We start from the raw sequence: 18,347 nt of genomic DNA on the forward strand, positions 1-18,347 counted from the left end.
CGCCCGTCCAGGGCCGTCAATCACTCCATGGTTTCCGACAGGGGCGCGTGGATGCTGCTCTGGGCCAGGTCCAGCAGTTCCCTCAGGGCGACCGAGAACATGGCGTACTCGGGCTGCCGGGAGCTTTTCAGCTCCGCGAGCATGGTCTTCCAGCGCCGGACCATGACCTCGTGCTGGCTCATCCAGGTTTCCACACAGGCGTCCACCTGCTTGTAGTCCTCCGCCATCCTCAGCACCCCGGTGGTCAGGGCCCGCTGCTGCCAGTCCAGGTCCTCCCGGAAGCTCTCCCGGGCCAGGGCCTGCCAGTGGGAGGTGGGCTTGAGGTCGGCGATGGCCCCCGCAAACCAGTTCAGGTCCAGGCGTTCACCCAGGGTGTAGTAAAGGTTGGCCACGGTCTTGAGGGGCACGCCGGCGGACTCGTGGACCTCGATGATGCCCAGGGCGGAATAGAGGTAGGAACTGCCGGACACCACCGCCGCCAGGTCTTCGGGAACACCCTGCTTCTGCAGCTTCTCGTTCTGGCTTCGCCATTCCTTCTCGACCCCGGCGCCCAGATAGTCGGCCAGGTTGGCGGAGATGCGGCTGATGCTGTCGGTAAACCGGTCCAGGTGGGTCTGGATATTGAGCTCACTGCGGCGGTTGCGCAGCAGCCAGCGCACGGCACGACGGATCAGTCGCATCAGGTCGTTCATCAGGCTGATCTGCAGCGAGGCCGGTACTTTATAGTCCAGTTCCTCGATCCGGCCCCACCAGGTATCCAGCCGGAACACGTCCCGGGCGATGATCCAGGCCAGGGCGATGGCCGGGGCATCGGCGCCGGTGGACTGGTTCAGCCGCTCCACGAAGGTGATGCCCATGTGGTTGATCATGTCATTGGCAATCTGGGTGGCGATGATCTCCCGGCGTAACTGGTGGTCCTCCAGCTCCCGGGGGAACTTCTCCACCATCGGCTTCGGGAACACCTTGTGCATCTCGGAGACCAGTAACGGGTCGTCCGGCAGATCACTGTCGATCAGGACCTGTTTGAGATCCCCTTTGACATAGGCGATCAGCACCGACAGTTCCGGCCGGGTCAGGGCCTTGCCGTCCATCTTGCGCTCTTCCAGCGCTTCCTCGTCCGGCAGGAACTCCAGTTCCCGGTTGAGCTTGCCGGCCGCCTCGAAGGCGTTCATCAGCCGGCGGTATTCCTCGATCCGGGTGATGGCTCCCTCGTTGGCCACGGTCAGGGCCTGGGTCTGGCGGTAGTTGTTCTTCAGCACCAGGGCCGCCACTTCCTCGGTCATGTCCTCAAGCATGCGGTTGCGCTGTTTCTCGGTGAGGTCGCCGGCAGCCACGATGCGGTTGAGGAGGATCTTCATGTTCACTTCATGGTCGGAGCAATCCACCCCGCCGGAGTTATCGATGAAATCGGTATTCAGGCGACCGCCATTCAACGCAAACTCGATACGTCCGAGTTGAGTCATGCCGAGGTTACCGCCCTCACCTACGATCCGGCAACGCAACTCCTTGCCGTCGATACGCAGGTTGTCGTTGGCCTTGTCGCCCACTTCGCTGTTGGATTCCCGCGTGGACTTGACGTAGGTGCCGATGCCACCGATCCACAACAGGTCCGCCTGGGCCTTGAGGATGTGGGAGATCAGCATGTTTGGCGGCACCCGGTCCGACTTGATGCCCAGCAGTTTCTTCATCTGGGCGCTCACCGGAATCGACTTGGCGCTACGACTGAACACCCCGCCGCCTTCGGAGATCAGTGTCTCGTCGTAATCCGACCAGGCGGACCGGGGCATCTCGAACAGGCGCTTGCGCTCGGCGAAACTCTTCCCGGGATCCGGTTCCGGGTCCACGAAGATGTCCATATGGTTGAAGGCGGCCACCAGCCGGGCCTTGTCCGACTGCAGCAGGCCGTTGCCGAAGACGTCGCCACCCATATCGCCAATACCGATCACCGAAAAGGTGTCCTCGGCGGGGTTGATGCCCATCTCGCGGAAGTGGCGTTCCACCGACACCCAGGCACCACGGGCGGTGATGCCCATCTTCTTGTGGTCATAGCCGTGGCTGCCGCCGGAGGCGAAGGCATCCCCCATCCAGAAGCGGTATTCCTCCGCCAGTCCATTGGCAATGTCGGAGAAGGTAGCCGTGCCCTTGTCCGCCGCCACCACCAGATAATGGTCATCACCGTCATGGCGAACCACATCCCGGGGCGGCTCGATGCTGGCATCAATCAGGTTGTCGGTGATGTCCAGCAACCCGCGGATAAAGGTCTTGTAGGCTTCTATGCCCTCCGCCTGGAAGGCCTCACGATCGGACGGTTCCGGCAGCCGCTTGGCGACAAAGCCGCCCTTGGCCCCCACCGGCACGATCACCGCGTTCTTGACCTGCTGCGCCTTGACCAGCCCCAGGATCTCGGTGCGGTAGTCCTCAAAACGGTCCGACCAGCGCAGGCCACCACGGGCCACCTTGCCACCGCGCAGGTGCACACCCTCGACCCGGGGCGAATACACGAAAATTTCGAACATTGGCAGTGGCAGCGGCATATCGGGAATGGCCGCCGGATCCAGTTTTACACTGATATAGGACTTGGGGCTGCCATCGCCGTTCAGCTGGTAATAGTTGGTACGCAGGGTGGCATGGATCAGCTCCAGGAACAGCCGCAGGACCCGGTCCTCACTGAGGTTGTCCACCTCGTCCAGGCCGGCGTTGAACTCCAGCTCCAGTCTCTGCTGGGCGGCCTGGCTCTTGGCCTCGCTCTGCTGCCGGGCCGGGTTGAAGCGGGTGTCGAAGGTCTGCAACAGCAGCGCGGTCAGGTTCACATGGCTGACCAGTGTGTTGGCGATAAAGCTCTGGCTGTTGCTGAAGCGGATCTGGCGCATATAGCGGGCATAGGTGCGCAGGATGGCGATATCCCGCCAGCCCAGGTAGGCGGACAGAAGCAGCTTGTTGAAAGCGTCGTTTTCCGCCTCGCCGAACCAGACCCGCTGGAACAGTTCCTCGAAGATGGGCCGGATACGGTGGATATCCACCACCGCCCCGGACCGGGCCTGGAGCGAGAAATCGTGGATCCAGACCACGCGACCGTCATGGTCCACAATCTCGAACGGGTGTTCGCCGATCACCCGGAAGCCCAGGTTCTCGAAGATCGGCATGACATCGGACAGGGGCAGCTGATCAGTGGGATTGAACAGCTTGAAGTGGACGGTACTCTCCTCTTCCTCCAGTGCCCGGTAGAAGCTCATGGCCAGGGGGCGGCCGTCGGCCACCGAGCAGATGTGCTCCAGGTCGATGGCGGCGCGCCGGGGAGAGAACATGTCCTGGTAGCTGGCCGGGAACGCCGATGCGTAGCTCTGCAGCAGCTCGTTGCCCCGCTCCTCGCCCCAGGTTTCGTGCAGGGCCTCCGCCAGGCCGTCGCGCCAGGACTGGGCCAGCTCGATAACCCGCTCCTGGAGTTCCTTCACCGGCAGCCGCCGGCTGCCCTGCTGAGGCACCCGGATGGTGAACTGGACCCGGGCCAGCACCGACTCCGAGAAATGGGTGATGAAGCTGATGTCCTCCGCCTCCAGCCGGTCGCAGAGGACCCGCTCCACCTTGAGACGGAGTTCGGTGTTGTAGATATCCCGGGGGAAGAATGCCAGGCATGTCACGAACTGGCCGTACACATCCTCCCGCATGAACAGGCGGATCTGGCGACGCTCCTGGATGTAGAGGATGTCCAGGGCGGTCTGGTACAGCTCATCCAGCTCTACCTGAAACAGCTCGTCCCGGGGGTAGACGGTGAGGATCTGCTCCAGCTCCTTGCCGGCGTAGTCGTCCTGCATGAAGCCGGAGCGTTCCAGCACCTCACGGACCTTGCGGCGCAGCAACGGAATGCTTTCCGGGCGATCGCTGTAGGCACGGGAGGTATAGAGCCCCAGGAAGCGGCGCTCGCCCACCACTTCCCCTTTGCTGTTGAACTTCTTGACGGCGATGTAGTCCGGGTAGGCGGGCCGGTGCACCCGGGAACGCTGGGCCGACTTGGCAAAGATGAACAGCTCGTCGGTACGGGTCATCTGGCGCCGGGTGCGACGTGGCAACTGCCGCAGGGCCACCTTCTCCCGCCGCTCGTTGTTGACCCGCAGGATACCCAGTTCCGAATCCGGCACCCGGCAGACATTGGTACCCTTCTTGTCGGTGACGAAATCGTACTCGTCGTAGCCGAGGAAGGTGAAATGGTCGTCCATCAGCCAGTCCACGAAGGCCCGCGCTTCGTCCACGTCGTCCGGGGTGATGTCGGCGGGGGAACTGTCCAGCTCGCCGGCGATTTCCTCGGCCTTCTGTTTCATGGCGCCGAAGTCCGACACCACGATGCGCACTTCGTGGAGGACGTCCTGCAGCAGGTTTTCCAGGGACGCCAGGTCCTCCTGGTCGCTATGGCGGTCGATTTCCAGCACAATAAAGGCTTCGATATTGCTGCCATCCTCCGACGCTTCCGGTCCGTCCAGGGATTTGAGCGCCCCCCTGCCGTCACGCTCCACGGTCATGATGGAGTGATGGATGGTATGGGTGCCGATATTGCGGCTGTTGATGGCAATGCGCACCGAGTCGATCAGGAACGGGATATCCGGGTGCAGGATAAAGATGACCGTATGGGTGGACTGCCAGCCGTCACTCTCCAGGTCCGGATTGAAGACGGATACCGGTGTCTGGTCCGCCGCCCGCTTCTGCAGGTACTGCCAGGCCGCCATCACCGCCCCGTAGGTATCGTGGAACTCACGCTCAAGCAGTTCTTCCAGGGGCAGGTGCAGGAGGTAATGGCGGGAAAAGCGACTGATCCGTTCCGCTTCCTTCTTCGACAGCTTGCGGAAAAACTCCGTGTCCAGTTGCTCAAGGAACTGATCCTTGCTGGTGACGGTCAGGGTATTCATCAATCACCTCTGCAGTCCGGGTGCCTGCCGCGGCACGCAGGCACGGATGTGAACGAATGGTAACTCCAGCATAGTCAAACCCTTGATAATTTGCTGTAAATTCGCAAAAAATTCGTAAGTTATAACCGAGACAATACAACCTTCGGAGTAGTCAGCCCGATGTCCTCCCTGCAACAGACCTTTGGCGATCTCAGGGATCGCCTTTCGCAGCGCATTATCGGCCAGCATGCCCTGGTGGAACGCCTGCTGATCGCCCTCCTGGCGGACGGCCACCTGCTGGTGGAAGGCGCGCCCGGCCTGGCCAAGACCACGGCCATCAAGGCGCTGGCGGACAACCTCAGTGGCGATTTCCATCGCATACAGTTCACACCGGATCTGTTGCCGTCGGATGTCACCGGCAGTGAAATCTACCGCCCGGAGACCGGCCAGTTCGAATTCCAGCGGGGGCCGGTGTTCCACAACCTGGTGCTGGCGGACGAGATCAACCGGGCGCCGGCCAAGGTCCAGTCGGCCCTGCTGGAAGCCATGGGCGAACGCCAGGTGAGCGTGGGCATGCGTACCTTCCCACTACCGGCACCGTTCATGGTCATGGCCACCCAGAACCCCATCGAGCAGGAAGGCACCTATCCACTGCCGGAGGCCCAGCTAGACCGTTTCCTGATGCATGTGATGATCGGCTACCCGGAAACCTCCGCGGAGCGGGAGATCCTCCGCCTGGCCCGACAGGAAGCCAGGGAGGGCACCACCAGCGCGGGAGAACCGGTTACCGCGGAGCAGGTCCACCAGGCCCGCCAGTCGGTGAGCGGCGTGTTCATGGCCGATGCCGTGGAGGACTACCTGCTGGCACTGGTGCTGGCAACCCGGGACCCCCTCGCCCTGGACGACGACCTGGCCCGCTGGCTGGCCTTTGGCGTCAGCCCCCGGGGCACCATCGCCCTGGACCGCTGCAGCCGTGCCCTGGCGTGGCTGGATGGCCGCGACTACGTGACCCCGGACGATGTCCGCGCCATTGCCCCGGATGTATTGCGGCACCGCCTGATACTCACCTTCGACGCCGAAGCCGGCGGCATCACCCCCGACGACGTGGTCAACCGCCTGCTGGAGCGGGTGCCGGTCACCGCCTGAACCCGGGAGTCAGCATGTTCAGCAACGCCGCCACCCACCACCATCACCGGGTCACCGCCGACCTCCGGCACCTGCTGCTGTTGCAGGCCCAGGCCCGCACCCTGCAGATGCCCTCGGCCCGACGTGCCCTGCGGCAGAGGCGCGGAGGCCACCATTCGGTGATGCGGGGCCGGGGCATGTCCCTGGCCGAGGTCCGCCCCTACCAGCCCGGCGATGACGTGCGCCGCATTGACTGGCGGGTCACGGCCCGGCGGCAGGAACCCCACACCCGGGTCTACGAGGAGGAGCGGGAACGCCCCGTGTTGATCCTGTGCGACCTTGGCCCCGGGCTGTTCTTTGCCAGTGAAGGGTCCTACAAGCAGGTACGCGCCGCCGAGCTGTCGGCCCTGCTGGCCTGGGTTGCCCACGGCTCCGGGGACCAGGCCGGGGGCATCGTGTTTGGTGGCGAGACAACCGAGATTATCCGGCCCTCCCGGCGCCGGCGCTCGGTCATGCAACTGCTCAATGCCCTGTCCGCCCACCAGCGACACCAGCCGGCCACCACGCCGGAGCCCGGCAGCGATGGCCTCAACGACGCCCTGACCGAGGCCCGCCGCATCGCCCATACCGGCAGCCGGCTGTTCGTGATCAGCGATTTCCAGGGGGCGGACGGTGACACCCGCTCCCTGCTGGCGGGACTGGCCATGCACAACCAGGTCACCGCCGTGCTGGTGACCGACCCCCTGGATGACCACCTGCCCGGTCATGGCGACTACGCCGTGGGGGGTGCTGACGGCACACTCTGGTTCGACGGTGACGACCGGGCCCTGCAGCGGGCCTGGTGGGAAGCCTCCCAGTCGCGGTACAGCGCCCTGGAAAGCCTGTTCCGGCAGACCGGCACCAACCTGCTGACCCTGGCTACCGGGGAGGACCCGGTGGCCCTGATGCACGGGCTGACCTCATCGGGAGGACGCCTGCTGTGATACCCGACAATGTCCTGGAACAGCTCAGGGATATCCACACGCCCCCTCCTGCCGGCTTCTGGCCCCCGGCGCCGGGCTGGTGGGTGCTGGCGGCCCTGCTGCTGGCAACCATTGCGGTGGTGGCCTTCCTGGCCTGGCGCCGTCACCGCCGCCAGGCCCCGAAACGGGCTGCCCTGGCCCGGCTGGCGGGCTACCCGGCGCCGGAGCAGCCGGGCCCCGACTGGTACGCCGGCCTCAACCGCCTGCTCAAGGAAACCGCCCTGGCCCGTTACCCCCATGACAACCCCGCCGGCCTCAGCGGCGATGACTGGAGCCGTTTCCTGGCACTGACCTCCGGTGACCCGGAGCGGCCCTGGCAGCAACTGGTGGTGGCCAGCTACCGGCCCACCAGCGACCTGGGGCCCGGCGACGCCCGACAACTGGCGGAATACTGGATCCGGAGGCAGTCATGGTGAACCTGGCCTGGCCCTGGCTGCTGGTACTGCTGCCCCTGCCCTGGCTGCTGAAACGGCTGGCACCGAGCCCCCGGGCCACCGCCACAGACACGGTGGCGGCCCCGATCCTGCCCTTCCAGTCCCGGCTGCGGGGCCTGCCCGGCGTCAGCCCACAGGGTGCGGACCGGCGCCCCTGGCTCACGGTGGTACTGGCCGTTGCCTGGGCATTGCTGGTCATCGCCCTGGCCCGCCCCCAGCATGTGGGCGAGGCCACCCATGTGCCCATTACCGGGCGCGACCTGATGCTGGCGGTGGATATCTCCCCCAGCATGGAGGAGCGTGACATGATCCTCCAGGGCCGTCCCCTGAACCGGCTGGAGGCGCTGAAGGTAGTGATGGATGACTTTATCCGTCAGCGGGAGGGTGACCGGCTGGGCCTGCTGCTGTTCGGCTCGGAACCCTATATCCAGGCCCCGCTCACGTTTGACCATGACACCCTGCGCACCCTGCTGTCCGAAGCCGGGCTCGGGATGGCTGGACGGGCCACCGCCATTGGCGATGCCATTGGCCTGGCGGTAAAACGGCTGCGGGACCGTCCCCAGGAACACCGGGTACTGGTGCTGCTGACCGACGGCGCCAACACCGCCGGCAACCTGACACCGGAGAAAGCCACCGAGATCGCCGCCGACAGTAACGTGCGCATCCACACCATCGGTATCGGGTCGGAATCAACCATCCAGCGGGGCCTGTTCGGCAGTCGCCGGGTCAACCCTTCCAGCAACCTGGACGAGGCACTGCTGCAGGACATTGCCGGCGACACCGGCGGCCACTACTTCCGGGCCCGTAACATCGAGGAGTTGCAGGGTATCTACCAGGAAATCGACCGGCTGGAGCCCCTGGAACTGGAGGGCAAGTCCTGGCGCCCGGTCACCGAACTCTATGCCTGGCCGGCGGGTGCCGCCCTGGCGCTGTGGCTCGGCGGACTGAGCCTGGCCAGGGGGCGCGCCTTGCTGTCACTGTTCAACCGGGGTGGAGGGCCCACGGCATGAGCGATTTCCAGTTCCTGCGCCCCCTGTGGCTGCTGCTGTTGCTGGCGGTGCCCCTGCTCTACTACCTGCTCCGTTCCCTGGGACAGGGCCATACCCGGTGGCACCAGGTCATCCCCCCTGCCCTGCTGAAACCACTGTTGCCGGGTGGGGCCGGCGCCACGGGGCCCGGCAGGGGGCAACGGCTGCTGGCGCCGCTGCTGCTCACGGTGGCGGCCATCGCCCTGGCGGGGCCTTCCTTCCGCACCGCGCCATCGCCCCTGCAGCAGCAGGATGATTCCCTGGTGGTGGTGCTGGACCTGTCGCTGTCCATGCTTGCCACCGACGTGAAGCCGGACCGGCTGACCCGGGCCAAACGCAAGATCCGTGACCTGCTGGCGGCCCGGGAGGGCGCCTACACCGGCCTGGTGGTCTACGCCGCCGACGGCCATGTGGTCACACCCCTGACCGATGACCGCCGTACCGTGGAGGGCCTGCTGTCCGCCGTGGACCCGATCATCATGCCGGCCCCGGGGAACCGGGCCGACCTGGGGGTGGCCCGGGCGGTGGAACTGCTGGACCAGGGGGCACCCGGGCGGGGCCGCATCCTGTTGATCACCGACGGTCTCAACCCCCGCTACGGTGCAGCCATCCGGGACCAGTTGAACACCACCGGCTGGGAACTGGATGGCCTGCTGGTGGGCACGGAAAGCGGTGCCCCCGTTCCCGTGCCGGAACGGGGGTTCCTCCGTGACGGCGAACAGGTGGTGATTGCCAGGGCCACCCTGCCGGAGCTGGAGTCCACGGCCCGGGCCAGCGGTGGTAGGGCGCTGCACATGACCACGTCGGACCGGGACATCGCCCGGCTACAGTTGCGGGCACAGGACCACGATGAATGGCAGGAGGCCCGGGAGGAACGCAGCACCACCCGCCGCCAGGACGACGGTTACTGGCTGCTGTGGCTGGCACTGCCACTGGCCCTGGTGGGCTGGCGACGCGGCGCGCTGGCTTTGGTCGCCCTGGGGCTGACCTGGATGCCATCCGGACCGGCCCGGGCACTGGAGTGGAACGATCTCTGGCAGACGCCGGAACAGCGGGCGCCCGAGCTTATCGGGGAAGATCCCGCCAGTGCCGCCCTGCGCCTGGATGATCCCCAGTGGCGCGGTACTGCCCTGTACCGGGACCGCCAGTATGAGAGCGCGGCCGATGCCTTCGCCAACGGCCAGTCCGCCGACGCCCACTACAACCGGGGCAACGCCCTGGTCCGGGCCGGCAAGCCGGAAGCCGCCCTGTCGGCCTGGGAGGAAGCCCTGAAGCAGGCCCCGGACCATGACGCCGCCCGCCACAACCGGGACCTCATTCGCCAGTACCTGGAACAGCAGAAACAACAGGATCAACAGCAGTCTGACCAATCCGGCCAGCCGCAACAGGGCCAGGAGTCCCAGCCCGGCGATCGGAACCAGCCGCCTCCCGGTGAGCAGGCCGGCCAGCAGGACGGTTCACAGGACCAGCCCGGCGGGCAGGGCTCCGGCAGCCAGCAGGGACAACAGGCTGGCCAGGATCCCATGGAGGACCATTCCGACCCGCAGCAGGATCCGGCAGAGGAAGCCTCCCGGAGCGGGCAACAACCGGGAGAGGCGGAAAACGGTCGTCGCGAACAGGCCGGGGTGGCCGAGGGCCAGACAGAGCCGTCGGAACAGGGCGACGCCGATGCGCTGACCCAGTCCCAGCAACAATGGCTGCGCCGGATTCCGGACAACCCCGGCGGCCTGCTGCGCCGCAAGTTCATGCAACAGTCCCGTAGCCGCAACATTCAACCGGACGAGAACGACACACCATGGTAATTGCATCCCACCGGTCATGGCGAATCCTGCTGGCCCTGCTGGCGCTTCTGCCTCTGCAGGCACTGGCCCAGCAGCCCCGGGAAGAGGCCTATATCGAGCTGTCCGCCAGTGCGGATGAAGTCTACGTCCAGCAGGAGCTGCGCCTCACCGTCAAGCTCTACTACACCAACCAGGTGATCCAGGGACAACTGACCGACCCGGAACACCCGGATGCGGTGATTGAGAAGCTGGGAGAACAGAAACAGTACCGGGAACGGGTGGACGGCGAAAGCTACCGTGTGGTCGAGCGGGACTATGTGATCTTTCCCCAGAAACCCGGGCGCCTGCAGTTGCCGCCCCTGGACTTCCAGGGCACCGCCCGGCATCCCCGGGGACACCACTACCGGATATCGGATTCCGCGGTGCTGTTCCCGGTAAACGTCAAGGACGTACCGGCGCAGTTCAGCGGCGACACCTGGCTGCCGGCCTCGGACCTTTCCATCAGCGCCGAGGGCCTGGAACGGACGGGGCCGGTGGCGCCGGGCGACAACCTCACACGAACCCTGACCCTGACCGCCCGGGGGCTGCCCGCCACCACCCTGCCGTCGCTGGATGTCCGGTATCCCGATGCACTGAGAAGTTACCCGGAGCCCGAGCAGCGGGAATCCTCCGCCACCACCGATGGCGTTCTCGGCGAGCTGCAGCAGACCGTGGCACTGGTTCCCGTATCCGGTGAAGGCGGTGACATCACCCTGCCGGAAGTCCGTATTCCCTGGTGGGATGTCAACGAGGACCGGGAAAGGGTCGCGGTGCTGCCTGCCCGCACCATCAAACTGGCGGCAACCCCGGGATCCGGCCAGGAAGCCCAGGGCGCCCCCGCCGAGCCGGCGTCGGAGGAGACGGCTCCGCCGTCATCGGAGCCAGAGTCCGCACCGCTGACCAGGCACTGGGTCTGGCCGGTGCTGGTCGCCCTGCTGGCACTGGGGTGGGTCACGACCCTGGCGGCCTGGTGGCTGCACCATCGCCGCTGGCAAGCCGCCACCGTGACGACTCCAATCGTGGAAAAGGGGGAGAAGGAGCGCTTCCAACAGCTCTGTGACCAGGCCCGGGAGCAGGATTCCCGGTTCTTTAACGGGCTCCCGGCATGGGTGAGTGCGCTGGCGGGCCGGGATTGCCACACCAGCGATGCCGCCCTGGCCATCCTGTCCGACCCTCAACTGTCGTCACTGGTGAACCGGTGGCGGGAATCGCTGTTCCGTGACGGGGGCGGCGAGATGCCTGACGGCCAGGCACTGGTCAGCGCCCTGAAGGCGGCGCGCACGAGCTGGCGGAACAGCCAGTCCAGCGGAAGCCATGGTAACCGGCAGGCACTGCCGGACCTCTACCCGGATGGGCTGAACCCCTGACCGGGGACGAACGTCAGTGAAGCTGTTCGTCGATGGTCAGCAGCACCGGCTCGCTGTCACCGCTGACCACGGGTACCGGTTCCTCACGGATACCCTGGTAGTCGCCGGGCTGGGGTTTGGCGGCACCCGACGGGCTGATACGCGCCGCAATCACCACCTCATCGGCCCCCGAAATCCGGAACTGGGGCGCCATGGCCAGCCGGTCGTCCAGGCGCAGGTTAAGCGGCAGTTCGCCGGCCCGCAGCCGGGCAACCGCCAGGGGCGCGGATTGCCTATCCGGTGTGCGGGCGTAGACAAACAGCGTGGTGTCCGGTGATATCTCACCGGCAAACGCCTCGTCCAGTTCCACCCGGACGTTCACCCCGCGGTCGGACAGCCCGTCACTGGCCGGCTGCTCCGCCTGCACACGGTCCGGCACATCCATGCCGAGCCGCTGATAGGCGCGGCTGACCCCCTCGCGGATGGAAGCGATCTGCGGGTGGTCGGGGGCCACCTCAATGATGGTCTCCCAGTGTTCGATGGCCGCCTCGTAATCCTCCCGCTCAAAGGCATGGATGCCTAGCAGTCCCAGGGTGTTCACCTCATTGGGGTTGAATTCCCGGGCCCGGTCCATGGCGCGATTCACCTCATCGGTCAGGGCCCCCTGGCTGTCAAAGAACCAGGCCTGGGCCGACAGGCCCCAGGCCGTTGCCCTGGCGTTGTCATCCGGCACCACTTCCGCCAGACGCTCAAACGCCCGGGCGGCCTCCGGGTAGCGCTCCATGCGCATGTAACTGCGGCCCAGCATGGCCCAGCCGTCGGGATTATCCGGTTCCTGTGCCAGGCGTTCGGAAAGCTGCCTTGTGAGCTGGTCCATCTGGGCCATGCGGTCGCCACCGGTGCTTTCCTGGAGCTCCTTCATGGCCTGGTACTGTTCCACCTTGCCCAGGGCGCCCCATTCCCCGTAGAGCAGCACGACACCGGCCGGCAACAGCACCACCGCCAATACCACCACCGCCCAGGTACTGCGACGACGATGATCCATGCGCAGGTCTTCTGCCCGGACTTCCTTCGGGGCGCTGGCGTCCTTCGGGGACGGCCCGTCGCCGACATCGTCCAGCATGGCCCCGGCCAGCTCGTCCCGGAGCATGCGGAAATTTTCCTCATCGATAATGCCCTGCTGGTACTCCTCCTCCAGCTCCGTCAGCCGGGTCCGGTAGGCCAGCAGGTTCTGGTTACGGATGTCAGCGTTGATACGGCGCCCGGGGCGGCCGAACACCAGCGGATAAAGGATAAACAGGAAGGCCAGGCCAACAAGTACCGCCGTGGTAATCCAGAAGGTTTGGGTCATAGAAACAGTCGTTCAGTTGGGTGCGGAATGGCGTGGGTGCATGGTCATGAATCCCGCCGTAACAGGTCATCCGCCTGTCGGCGCTCTTCATCGGTCAATCCGGGCCCGCTTTCGGCACCCTGACGACCGGAACGCCGCACGATCAGCACGATCACGATCAGGCCGATGGCCACCACGATGGCCGGCAGCAGCCACAGTAACGCGGTGCGGGCATCAAAGGCGGGCTTGTAGTGAACGAACTCGCCGAAGCGCTCGATCATGGCATCCACGACCGTCTGCTCATCGGCGCCCTCCTTCACCATGCGGTAGACCTCGTTGCGCATGTCCTCCGCGATGGGTGCGTCGGAGTCGGCAATGTTCTGGTTCTGGCACTTGGGGCAGCGGAGCTCGTTCAGCAACTGCTGAAACTGCTCCTGCTGGTCCGGTGTCTCCAGTGGGTACATGTCCTGCCCACCAGCCGGTTCACCATCGGACTGGGCCAGTGCCATGGGCGTCATCAGTACCAGCAACAGCCAGGTCAGCAGCGGTTTCATGATCCCTCCTCCTGGTACCGGCGGACGACGGGTTCCAGTTCCTCTTCCCACACCTGGGGATTCACGACCCCCACGTGGCGATACCGGACAATACCCTGCTTGTCGATGATGTAGGTTTCCGGTGCACCGTATACCCCGAGGTCAAAACCGAAACTGCCCTGGGGATCGAACAGCGTGAGCTGATAAGGGTTGCCCAGGTCCCGCAGCCAGCGCACGGCGGCATCACGGTTGTCCTTGTAGTTCAGGCCGATAATGGGAATGCCCTTCTCCTCCGCCAGCCACACCAGGTCCTCGTGCTCATCGCGGCAGGCAGGACACCAAGTGCCCCAGACGTTCAGCAGCGACACCTGCCCCTGGAACACCGATGGCGTCAGGGTACGGCCCGGGTTCTCCAGATCCTGCAGCTCAAACGCCGGTACCGGCTTGCCGATCAGCGCGGAGTCCAGCTCCTGGGGGTCCTTACCCAGCCCTGAATAGAGGAAAAGACCAAACGCCACCGCCACCAGCACCGGCAGGAACATCAACGCCCGTTTCATGCGCCGGCCTCCGCTGGCCTGCCCTGGGGCGCCTGGCCCGTGGACGCCTTCTTGCGTTCGGTGGCGGTATCCTTGATGCGGTAACGCTTGTCGGAAATCGCCAGGAAGCCGCCAATGGCCATCACCAGGGCACCCAGCCAGGTCCAGCGGACCAGCGGCTTGTACTGCAACCGGACCGCCCAGGCATTGCTGGACACGGGTTCCGCCAGGGCCACAAAGATGTCCCGCAGGAAGCCGCCGTCGATGCCGGCCTCGGTCATCACATTGCGCTGGACCACATAGCGACGACGCTCGGGATACAGGGTGGCCACCGGCTCGCCATCGCGGCTGATGTCGAATCGCGACACCAGGGCGGTAAAGTTGGGGCCCTCCCGTTCGCCGACGGATGCGAACATGAACTGGTAGTCACCAACCTGGGCGACATCGCCGGGACTCATGCGGACATTGCGCTCAATGCCGAAATTGTTCACCACGGTGGCACCGGCAATCACCATGGCCAGGCCCAGGTGGCCGAACACCATGCCGTAGAAGCTGCGGGACTGGCGGCGCAGCCCGTGCAATCGACCGTACCGCGACGACGACTTGGTCCACAGATCCTGCGCCGTGGCCACGGCACACCAGGCGGCGGAGAAGATGCCAAAGAAGGCCCATAACTGGAGATCGTCCCAGAACCCGGTAATGCCGGGAGAATCGTAGGTCCCCATGGACAGCACCACCGCAACCGCAATGGCCAGGCCGCCGATGGAGGGCAGGATCAGCTTGCGGGCCAGGTACTGGTCGTCGGTCTTCTTCCAGCGGGAGAAGATACCGATACCCAGCAGAATGCCCACCACCACGGCAATGGGGCTGAAGGTCAGGTTGAAGAACGGCTCGCCGATGGAGATGTTGCCCAGCTCGAAGTAGTCGGCAATCAGCGGGAAGATGGTGCCCACCAGCACCAGCAGCATGGCCGCCATCAGCAGCACGTTGTTCATCAGCAGGAACACTTCCCGGGACAGGGGCCCGAACTTTGCCCGTGTGTGCACCACCGGCGCCCGGAAAGCGTAGAGGGTCAGGCTGGCAATCACGGTGACCGCCAGCAGACCCAGCAGGAATGCACCCCGGGTCGGGTCCGACGCAAACGAGTGCACCGAGGTAATGACCCCCGACCGCACCAGGAAGGCCCCCAGCAGGCTCAGGGCGAAGGTGAGGATGGCCAGCAGCACGGTCCAGCTCTTGAACACCCCGCGTTTCTCGGTCACCGCCAGGGAATGCATCAGCGCGGTGCCGGAGATCCAGGGCAGCAGGGAGGCGTTCTCCACCGGGTCCCAGAACCACCAGCCACCCCAGCCAAGCTCGTAGTAGGCCCACCAGCTGCCCAAAGCAATACCGATGGTCAGGAAACCCCAGGCGACAGAGGTCCAGGGCCGGGACCAGCGGGCCCAGGCGGCATCCAGGCGGCCGTTGATCAGCGCCGCGATGGCGAAGGCAAAGGCCACCGAGAAGCCCACGTAGCCCATGTAGAGCATGGGCGGATGAACAATCAGGCCGAAGTCCTGCAGCAGCGGATTCAGGTCCGCGCCGTCCGCCGGCACGTTGGGCAGGATCCGGTCAAACGGGTTGGAGGTCATCAGGATGAACAGCAGGAAACCGATGGCCACCATGCCCATCACCGACAGCACCTGGGACACCATCACCGATGGCAGCCGGCGGCTGAAGGTGGCCACCGCCAGGGTCCAGCCGCTGAGCATCAGGATCCACAGCAGCAGCGACCCCTCGTGACCGCCCCACACCGCGCTGAACTTGTAGTACCAGGGCATCAGGCTGTTGCTCTGGTTGGCCACGTAAGCCACCGAGAAATCGTCGGTCAGGAACGCCCGGGTGAGAATGCCGAAGGCAATGGCAATGAACACGAACTGCCCCGCCGCCAGGGGCCTGGCAAAGGCCTGCAGGCTGTCGCGGGCGGTCAGCGAACCGTACAGGGGAATCACCGCCAGCAAAACTGAAAGCAACAGCGCGATGATCAGGGTGACTTGTCCAAGTTCCGGAAACATGTCGGTCTCTCTTCAGACGTTCTTATGGGTGGTGCAGCGGATCAGTACTCGGGCATCTCCCGGCCCTCTTTCTCGGCCCGGGCGGACGATCGCTCCAGGGCCTTGCTGACCTCGGGTGGCATGTACTGCTCATCGTGCTTGGCCAGGACCTGCTCGGCCACAAAGACCCGGTCCTCGTTCAGGTGCCCGGTGGCCACCACGCCCTGCCCCTCCCGGAACAGGTCCGGCAGGATGCCCTCGTACCGCACCGTCACCGTGGAGCTGTAGTCGGTCACCCGGAACTCCACCTTCAGGCTGTCGGGGTCACGGACCACGGACCCCTCCTCCACCATGCCGCCGGCACGAATCCGCACATCCACCGGGGCTTCGCCCTCGGAAATCTGGGTCGGGTCATAGAACAGGTTGATGTTCTGGCGAAAGGCGTAGGTGGTCAGGCCCACGGCCACCGATACGCCGGCCAACAGGAACAGGATGATGCTGAGCTTTCGTTTACGTGCAGGATTCATGGCTTGCTGGCTGGCTCATTGTGGGACGTTTGGATTCGCTGGAAGCTGGCTTCGCCTGCCTGGTTTCCAGAGTCTGCCGCACCCTGCGGCGAGGACTGGAACTGCTGCTGGAAACGTTGGGCACGAACCACCTGACGGCGCTCGAACACAGACATCCATGCCAGCAATCCGCATAGCAGAAAAAACACACCGTAGCATGTCCAGACATAGAGCCCATGGTCGCCCATGGCAATAAAGTCACTGAAGGATTCGAATGCCATGCGGTCAGGCTCCTCCCGATTTCAGTTGCGACTGGCCACCGGCCTGAACCAGGTCACGCACCCAACGGGTACGGTGCTCCCGCCGCAGGATTTCCGTCTGCATGCGATAGAAGGCTATCCAGCCAAACAGCAGGTAGGTGCCCAGCACCACCATCAGTAGCGGCACCCACATCTCGGGCACCATGGCAGGCTTTTCCGTCAGTTTGAAGGTGGCCGGCTGGTGCAGGGTGTTCCACCACTCCACCGAGTACTTGATGATGGGAATATTCACCACACCGACAATGGACAGCACCGCTACCGCCTTCGCGGCCGCCTTCTCGTCCGAGTAGGCAAAACCGAGACCGATGATACCAATGTAGAGGAACAGCAGGATCAGCATGGAGGTCAGCCGCGCATCCCAGACCCAGTAGGCGCCCCAGGTGGGCTTGCCCCAGACCGCGCCGGTAAACAGGGCCAGCAGCGTCAGCACCACGCCCACCGGCGCCGCCGCGCGCACAAACACATCCGCCAGCTTCATCTTCCAGACCAGGGTGATCACGCCGGCAACCGCTATCATCATGTAGACGGACTGGGCCAGGAACGCCGTGGGCACATGGATATAGATAATGCGATAGCTGTTTGCCTGGTAACGCTCCGCGGGCGCGAACCCCAGCCCCCAGATGATGCCGGCCAGCGACAGGAGCAGCCCGACGGCCAGCAGCCAGGGCATGAAACGGCCGGCAATGCCGTAGAACCACTTCGGCGAGCCCAGTTTGTGAAAAAATTGCCACATCGGGTGTATCCCCTGACTCAAAACCTGTTGACGCCCTAGGACGTCGATAAACTGATCTTCAGGGCCGCCGCTGCGGCCAGTGGTGCCAGCATGGTGGCCAGCACCAGCATCGCTGCCATCAAGGCCAGGTGCCCGGACACGTCAGCCCCGCTACCCGCCGCCATCACCGTACCGGTGCCGAAGATGAGCACCGGAATATACAGAGGGATCACCAGCAGGGACAAGAGCACGCCCCCGGCCCGCAAACCCACCGTCAATGCCGCCCCCACCGAGCCGATCAGGCTCAGTACCGGTGTGCCGATCAGCAGCGTTAGACACAAAACCGCAACAGAGTTCCCGTCCAGGAACAACATCATCCCCAACAGCGGCGTCAGCACCACCAGCGGCAGCCCGGTCACCAGCCAGTGGGCCAGGGTCTTCGCCAGTACCAGCAGGAACAGCGGCTGGGGCTGCAGCGCAATCTGTTCCAGGGTTCCGTCCTCGAAATCGAAGCGGAACAGGTGGTCCAGCGACAGCATGGTGGCCAGCAGCGCCCCCACCCAGAGGATGCCGGCGCCGGCCTCACTGAGGAACGACGCCTCGGGACTCACCCCGAGGGGGAACAGGGCCACCACCATGACAAAGAACAGCAGCGGATTCAGCAGGTCCTGTTTCTGGCGGATGCTGAGCCGCAGGTCACGGCGGATCAGGGCCGCCATGGCCCG

15 protein-coding genes are annotated in these 18,347 nt (G+C 65.0%); 6 read left to right on the forward strand and 9 right to left on the reverse strand.

The genetic code is table 11. The features are described 5' to 3' along the window. Positions 1 to 20 precede the first annotated feature (20 nt). Complete coding sequence (locus tag RO069_RS02045) at positions 21 to 4,898, reverse strand: NAD-glutamate dehydrogenase (protein WP_328184988.1); 4,878 nt, start codon at positions 4,896 to 4,898, stop codon at positions 21 to 23. A gap of 159 nt (positions 4,899 to 5,057) precedes the next feature. Here RO069_RS02045 and RO069_RS02050 point away from each other — a divergent pair, with 159 nt between their 5' ends. Genes RO069_RS02050 through RO069_RS02075 form a run of 6 tightly spaced genes read left to right on the forward strand, consistent with a single transcriptional unit; the run spans position 5,058 to position 11,673 of the window. Continuing rightward, the gene (locus tag RO069_RS02050; protein ID WP_328184990.1) at positions 5,058 to 6,023 is read left to right on the forward strand and encodes an AAA family ATPase; all 966 of its coding nucleotides are present in this window, start codon (positions 5,058 to 5,060) and stop codon (positions 6,021 to 6,023) included. 14 nt (positions 6,024 to 6,037) lie between these two features. Beyond that, entirely contained in the window at positions 6,038 to 6,985 is a 948-nt protein-coding gene (locus RO069_RS02055; protein ID WP_328184992.1) for a DUF58 domain-containing protein, read from the forward strand. Next, on the forward strand, positions 6,982 to 7,440 hold the full coding sequence (locus tag RO069_RS02060) for a DUF4381 domain-containing protein (protein ID WP_328184993.1): 459 nt from the start codon (positions 6,982 to 6,984) through the stop codon (positions 7,438 to 7,440). Before RO069_RS02055 ends, RO069_RS02060 begins: the two co-directional genes overlap by 4 nt. Next, the gene (locus tag RO069_RS02065; protein WP_328184995.1) at positions 7,434 to 8,468 is read left to right on the forward strand and encodes a VWA domain-containing protein; all 1,035 of its coding nucleotides are present in this window, start codon (positions 7,434 to 7,436) and stop codon (positions 8,466 to 8,468) included. Before RO069_RS02060 ends, RO069_RS02065 begins: the two co-directional genes overlap by 7 nt. After that, a complete protein-coding gene (locus RO069_RS02070; RefSeq protein WP_328184997.1) occupies positions 8,465 to 10,288 on the forward strand; it encodes a VWA domain-containing protein in 1,824 nt (607 codons plus the stop codon). Before RO069_RS02065 ends, RO069_RS02070 begins: the two co-directional genes overlap by 4 nt. Further along, positions 10,282 to 11,673: a protein BatD gene (locus RO069_RS02075; protein ID WP_328184998.1), complete on the forward strand. Its 1,392-nt coding sequence runs from the start codon at positions 10,282 to 10,284 to the stop codon at positions 11,671 to 11,673. The genes RO069_RS02070 and RO069_RS02075 overlap by 7 nt, the downstream gene beginning before the upstream one ends. Positions 11,674 to 11,686: 13 nt before the next feature. Here RO069_RS02075 and ccmI read toward each other — a convergent pair whose 3' ends face one another. From ccmI to ccmB, 8 genes are read right to left on the reverse strand one after another with little or no spacing between them, the layout of a single operon-like run. Beyond that, on the reverse strand, positions 11,687 to 13,003 hold the full coding sequence (gene ccmI, locus RO069_RS02080) for a c-type cytochrome biogenesis protein CcmI (protein WP_328185000.1): 1,317 nt from the start codon (positions 13,001 to 13,003) through the stop codon (positions 11,687 to 11,689). A 44-nt stretch (positions 13,004 to 13,047) separates the two neighbouring features. Further along, entirely contained in the window at positions 13,048 to 13,536 is a 489-nt protein-coding gene (locus tag RO069_RS02085; protein WP_328185001.1) for a cytochrome c-type biogenesis protein, read from the reverse strand. Further along, a complete protein-coding gene (locus RO069_RS02090) occupies positions 13,533 to 14,072 on the reverse strand; it encodes a DsbE family thiol:disulfide interchange protein (protein ID WP_328185002.1) in 540 nt (179 codons plus the stop codon). Before RO069_RS02090 ends, RO069_RS02085 begins: the two co-directional genes overlap by 4 nt. After that, a complete protein-coding gene (locus RO069_RS02095; RefSeq protein WP_328185003.1) occupies positions 14,069 to 16,105 on the reverse strand; it encodes a heme lyase CcmF/NrfE family subunit in 2,037 nt (678 codons plus the stop codon). The genes RO069_RS02090 and RO069_RS02095 overlap by 4 nt, the downstream gene beginning before the upstream one ends. A 41-nt stretch (positions 16,106 to 16,146) precedes the next feature. Beyond that, the gene (ccmE, locus tag RO069_RS02100) at positions 16,147 to 16,611 is read right to left on the reverse strand and encodes a cytochrome c maturation protein CcmE (protein WP_328185005.1); all 465 of its coding nucleotides are present in this window, start codon (positions 16,609 to 16,611) and stop codon (positions 16,147 to 16,149) included. Beyond that, positions 16,608 to 16,871, reverse strand: a complete 264-nt coding sequence (ccmD, locus tag RO069_RS02105) for a heme exporter protein CcmD (protein ID WP_328185006.1) — start codon at positions 16,869 to 16,871, stop codon at positions 16,608 to 16,610. The genes ccmE and ccmD overlap by 4 nt, the downstream gene beginning before the upstream one ends. A gap of 4 nt (positions 16,872 to 16,875) precedes the next feature. Beyond that, a complete protein-coding gene (locus RO069_RS02110) occupies positions 16,876 to 17,643 on the reverse strand; it encodes a heme ABC transporter permease (protein ID WP_328185008.1) in 768 nt (255 codons plus the stop codon). A gap of 35 nt (positions 17,644 to 17,678) precedes the next feature. After that, positions 17,679 to 18,341 carry a heme exporter protein CcmB gene (ccmB, locus tag RO069_RS02115; protein ID WP_328185088.1) on the reverse strand — a complete coding sequence of 221 codons (663 nt, stop codon included), beginning with the start codon at positions 18,339 to 18,341 and terminating at the stop codon, positions 17,679 to 17,681. Positions 18,342 to 18,347: the final 6 nt, after the last annotated feature.

The sequence above is a fragment of the Marinobacter sp. OP 3.4 genome, from assembly GCF_036224885.1.
GTDB lineage: Bacteria > Pseudomonadota > Gammaproteobacteria > Pseudomonadales > Oleiphilaceae > Marinobacter.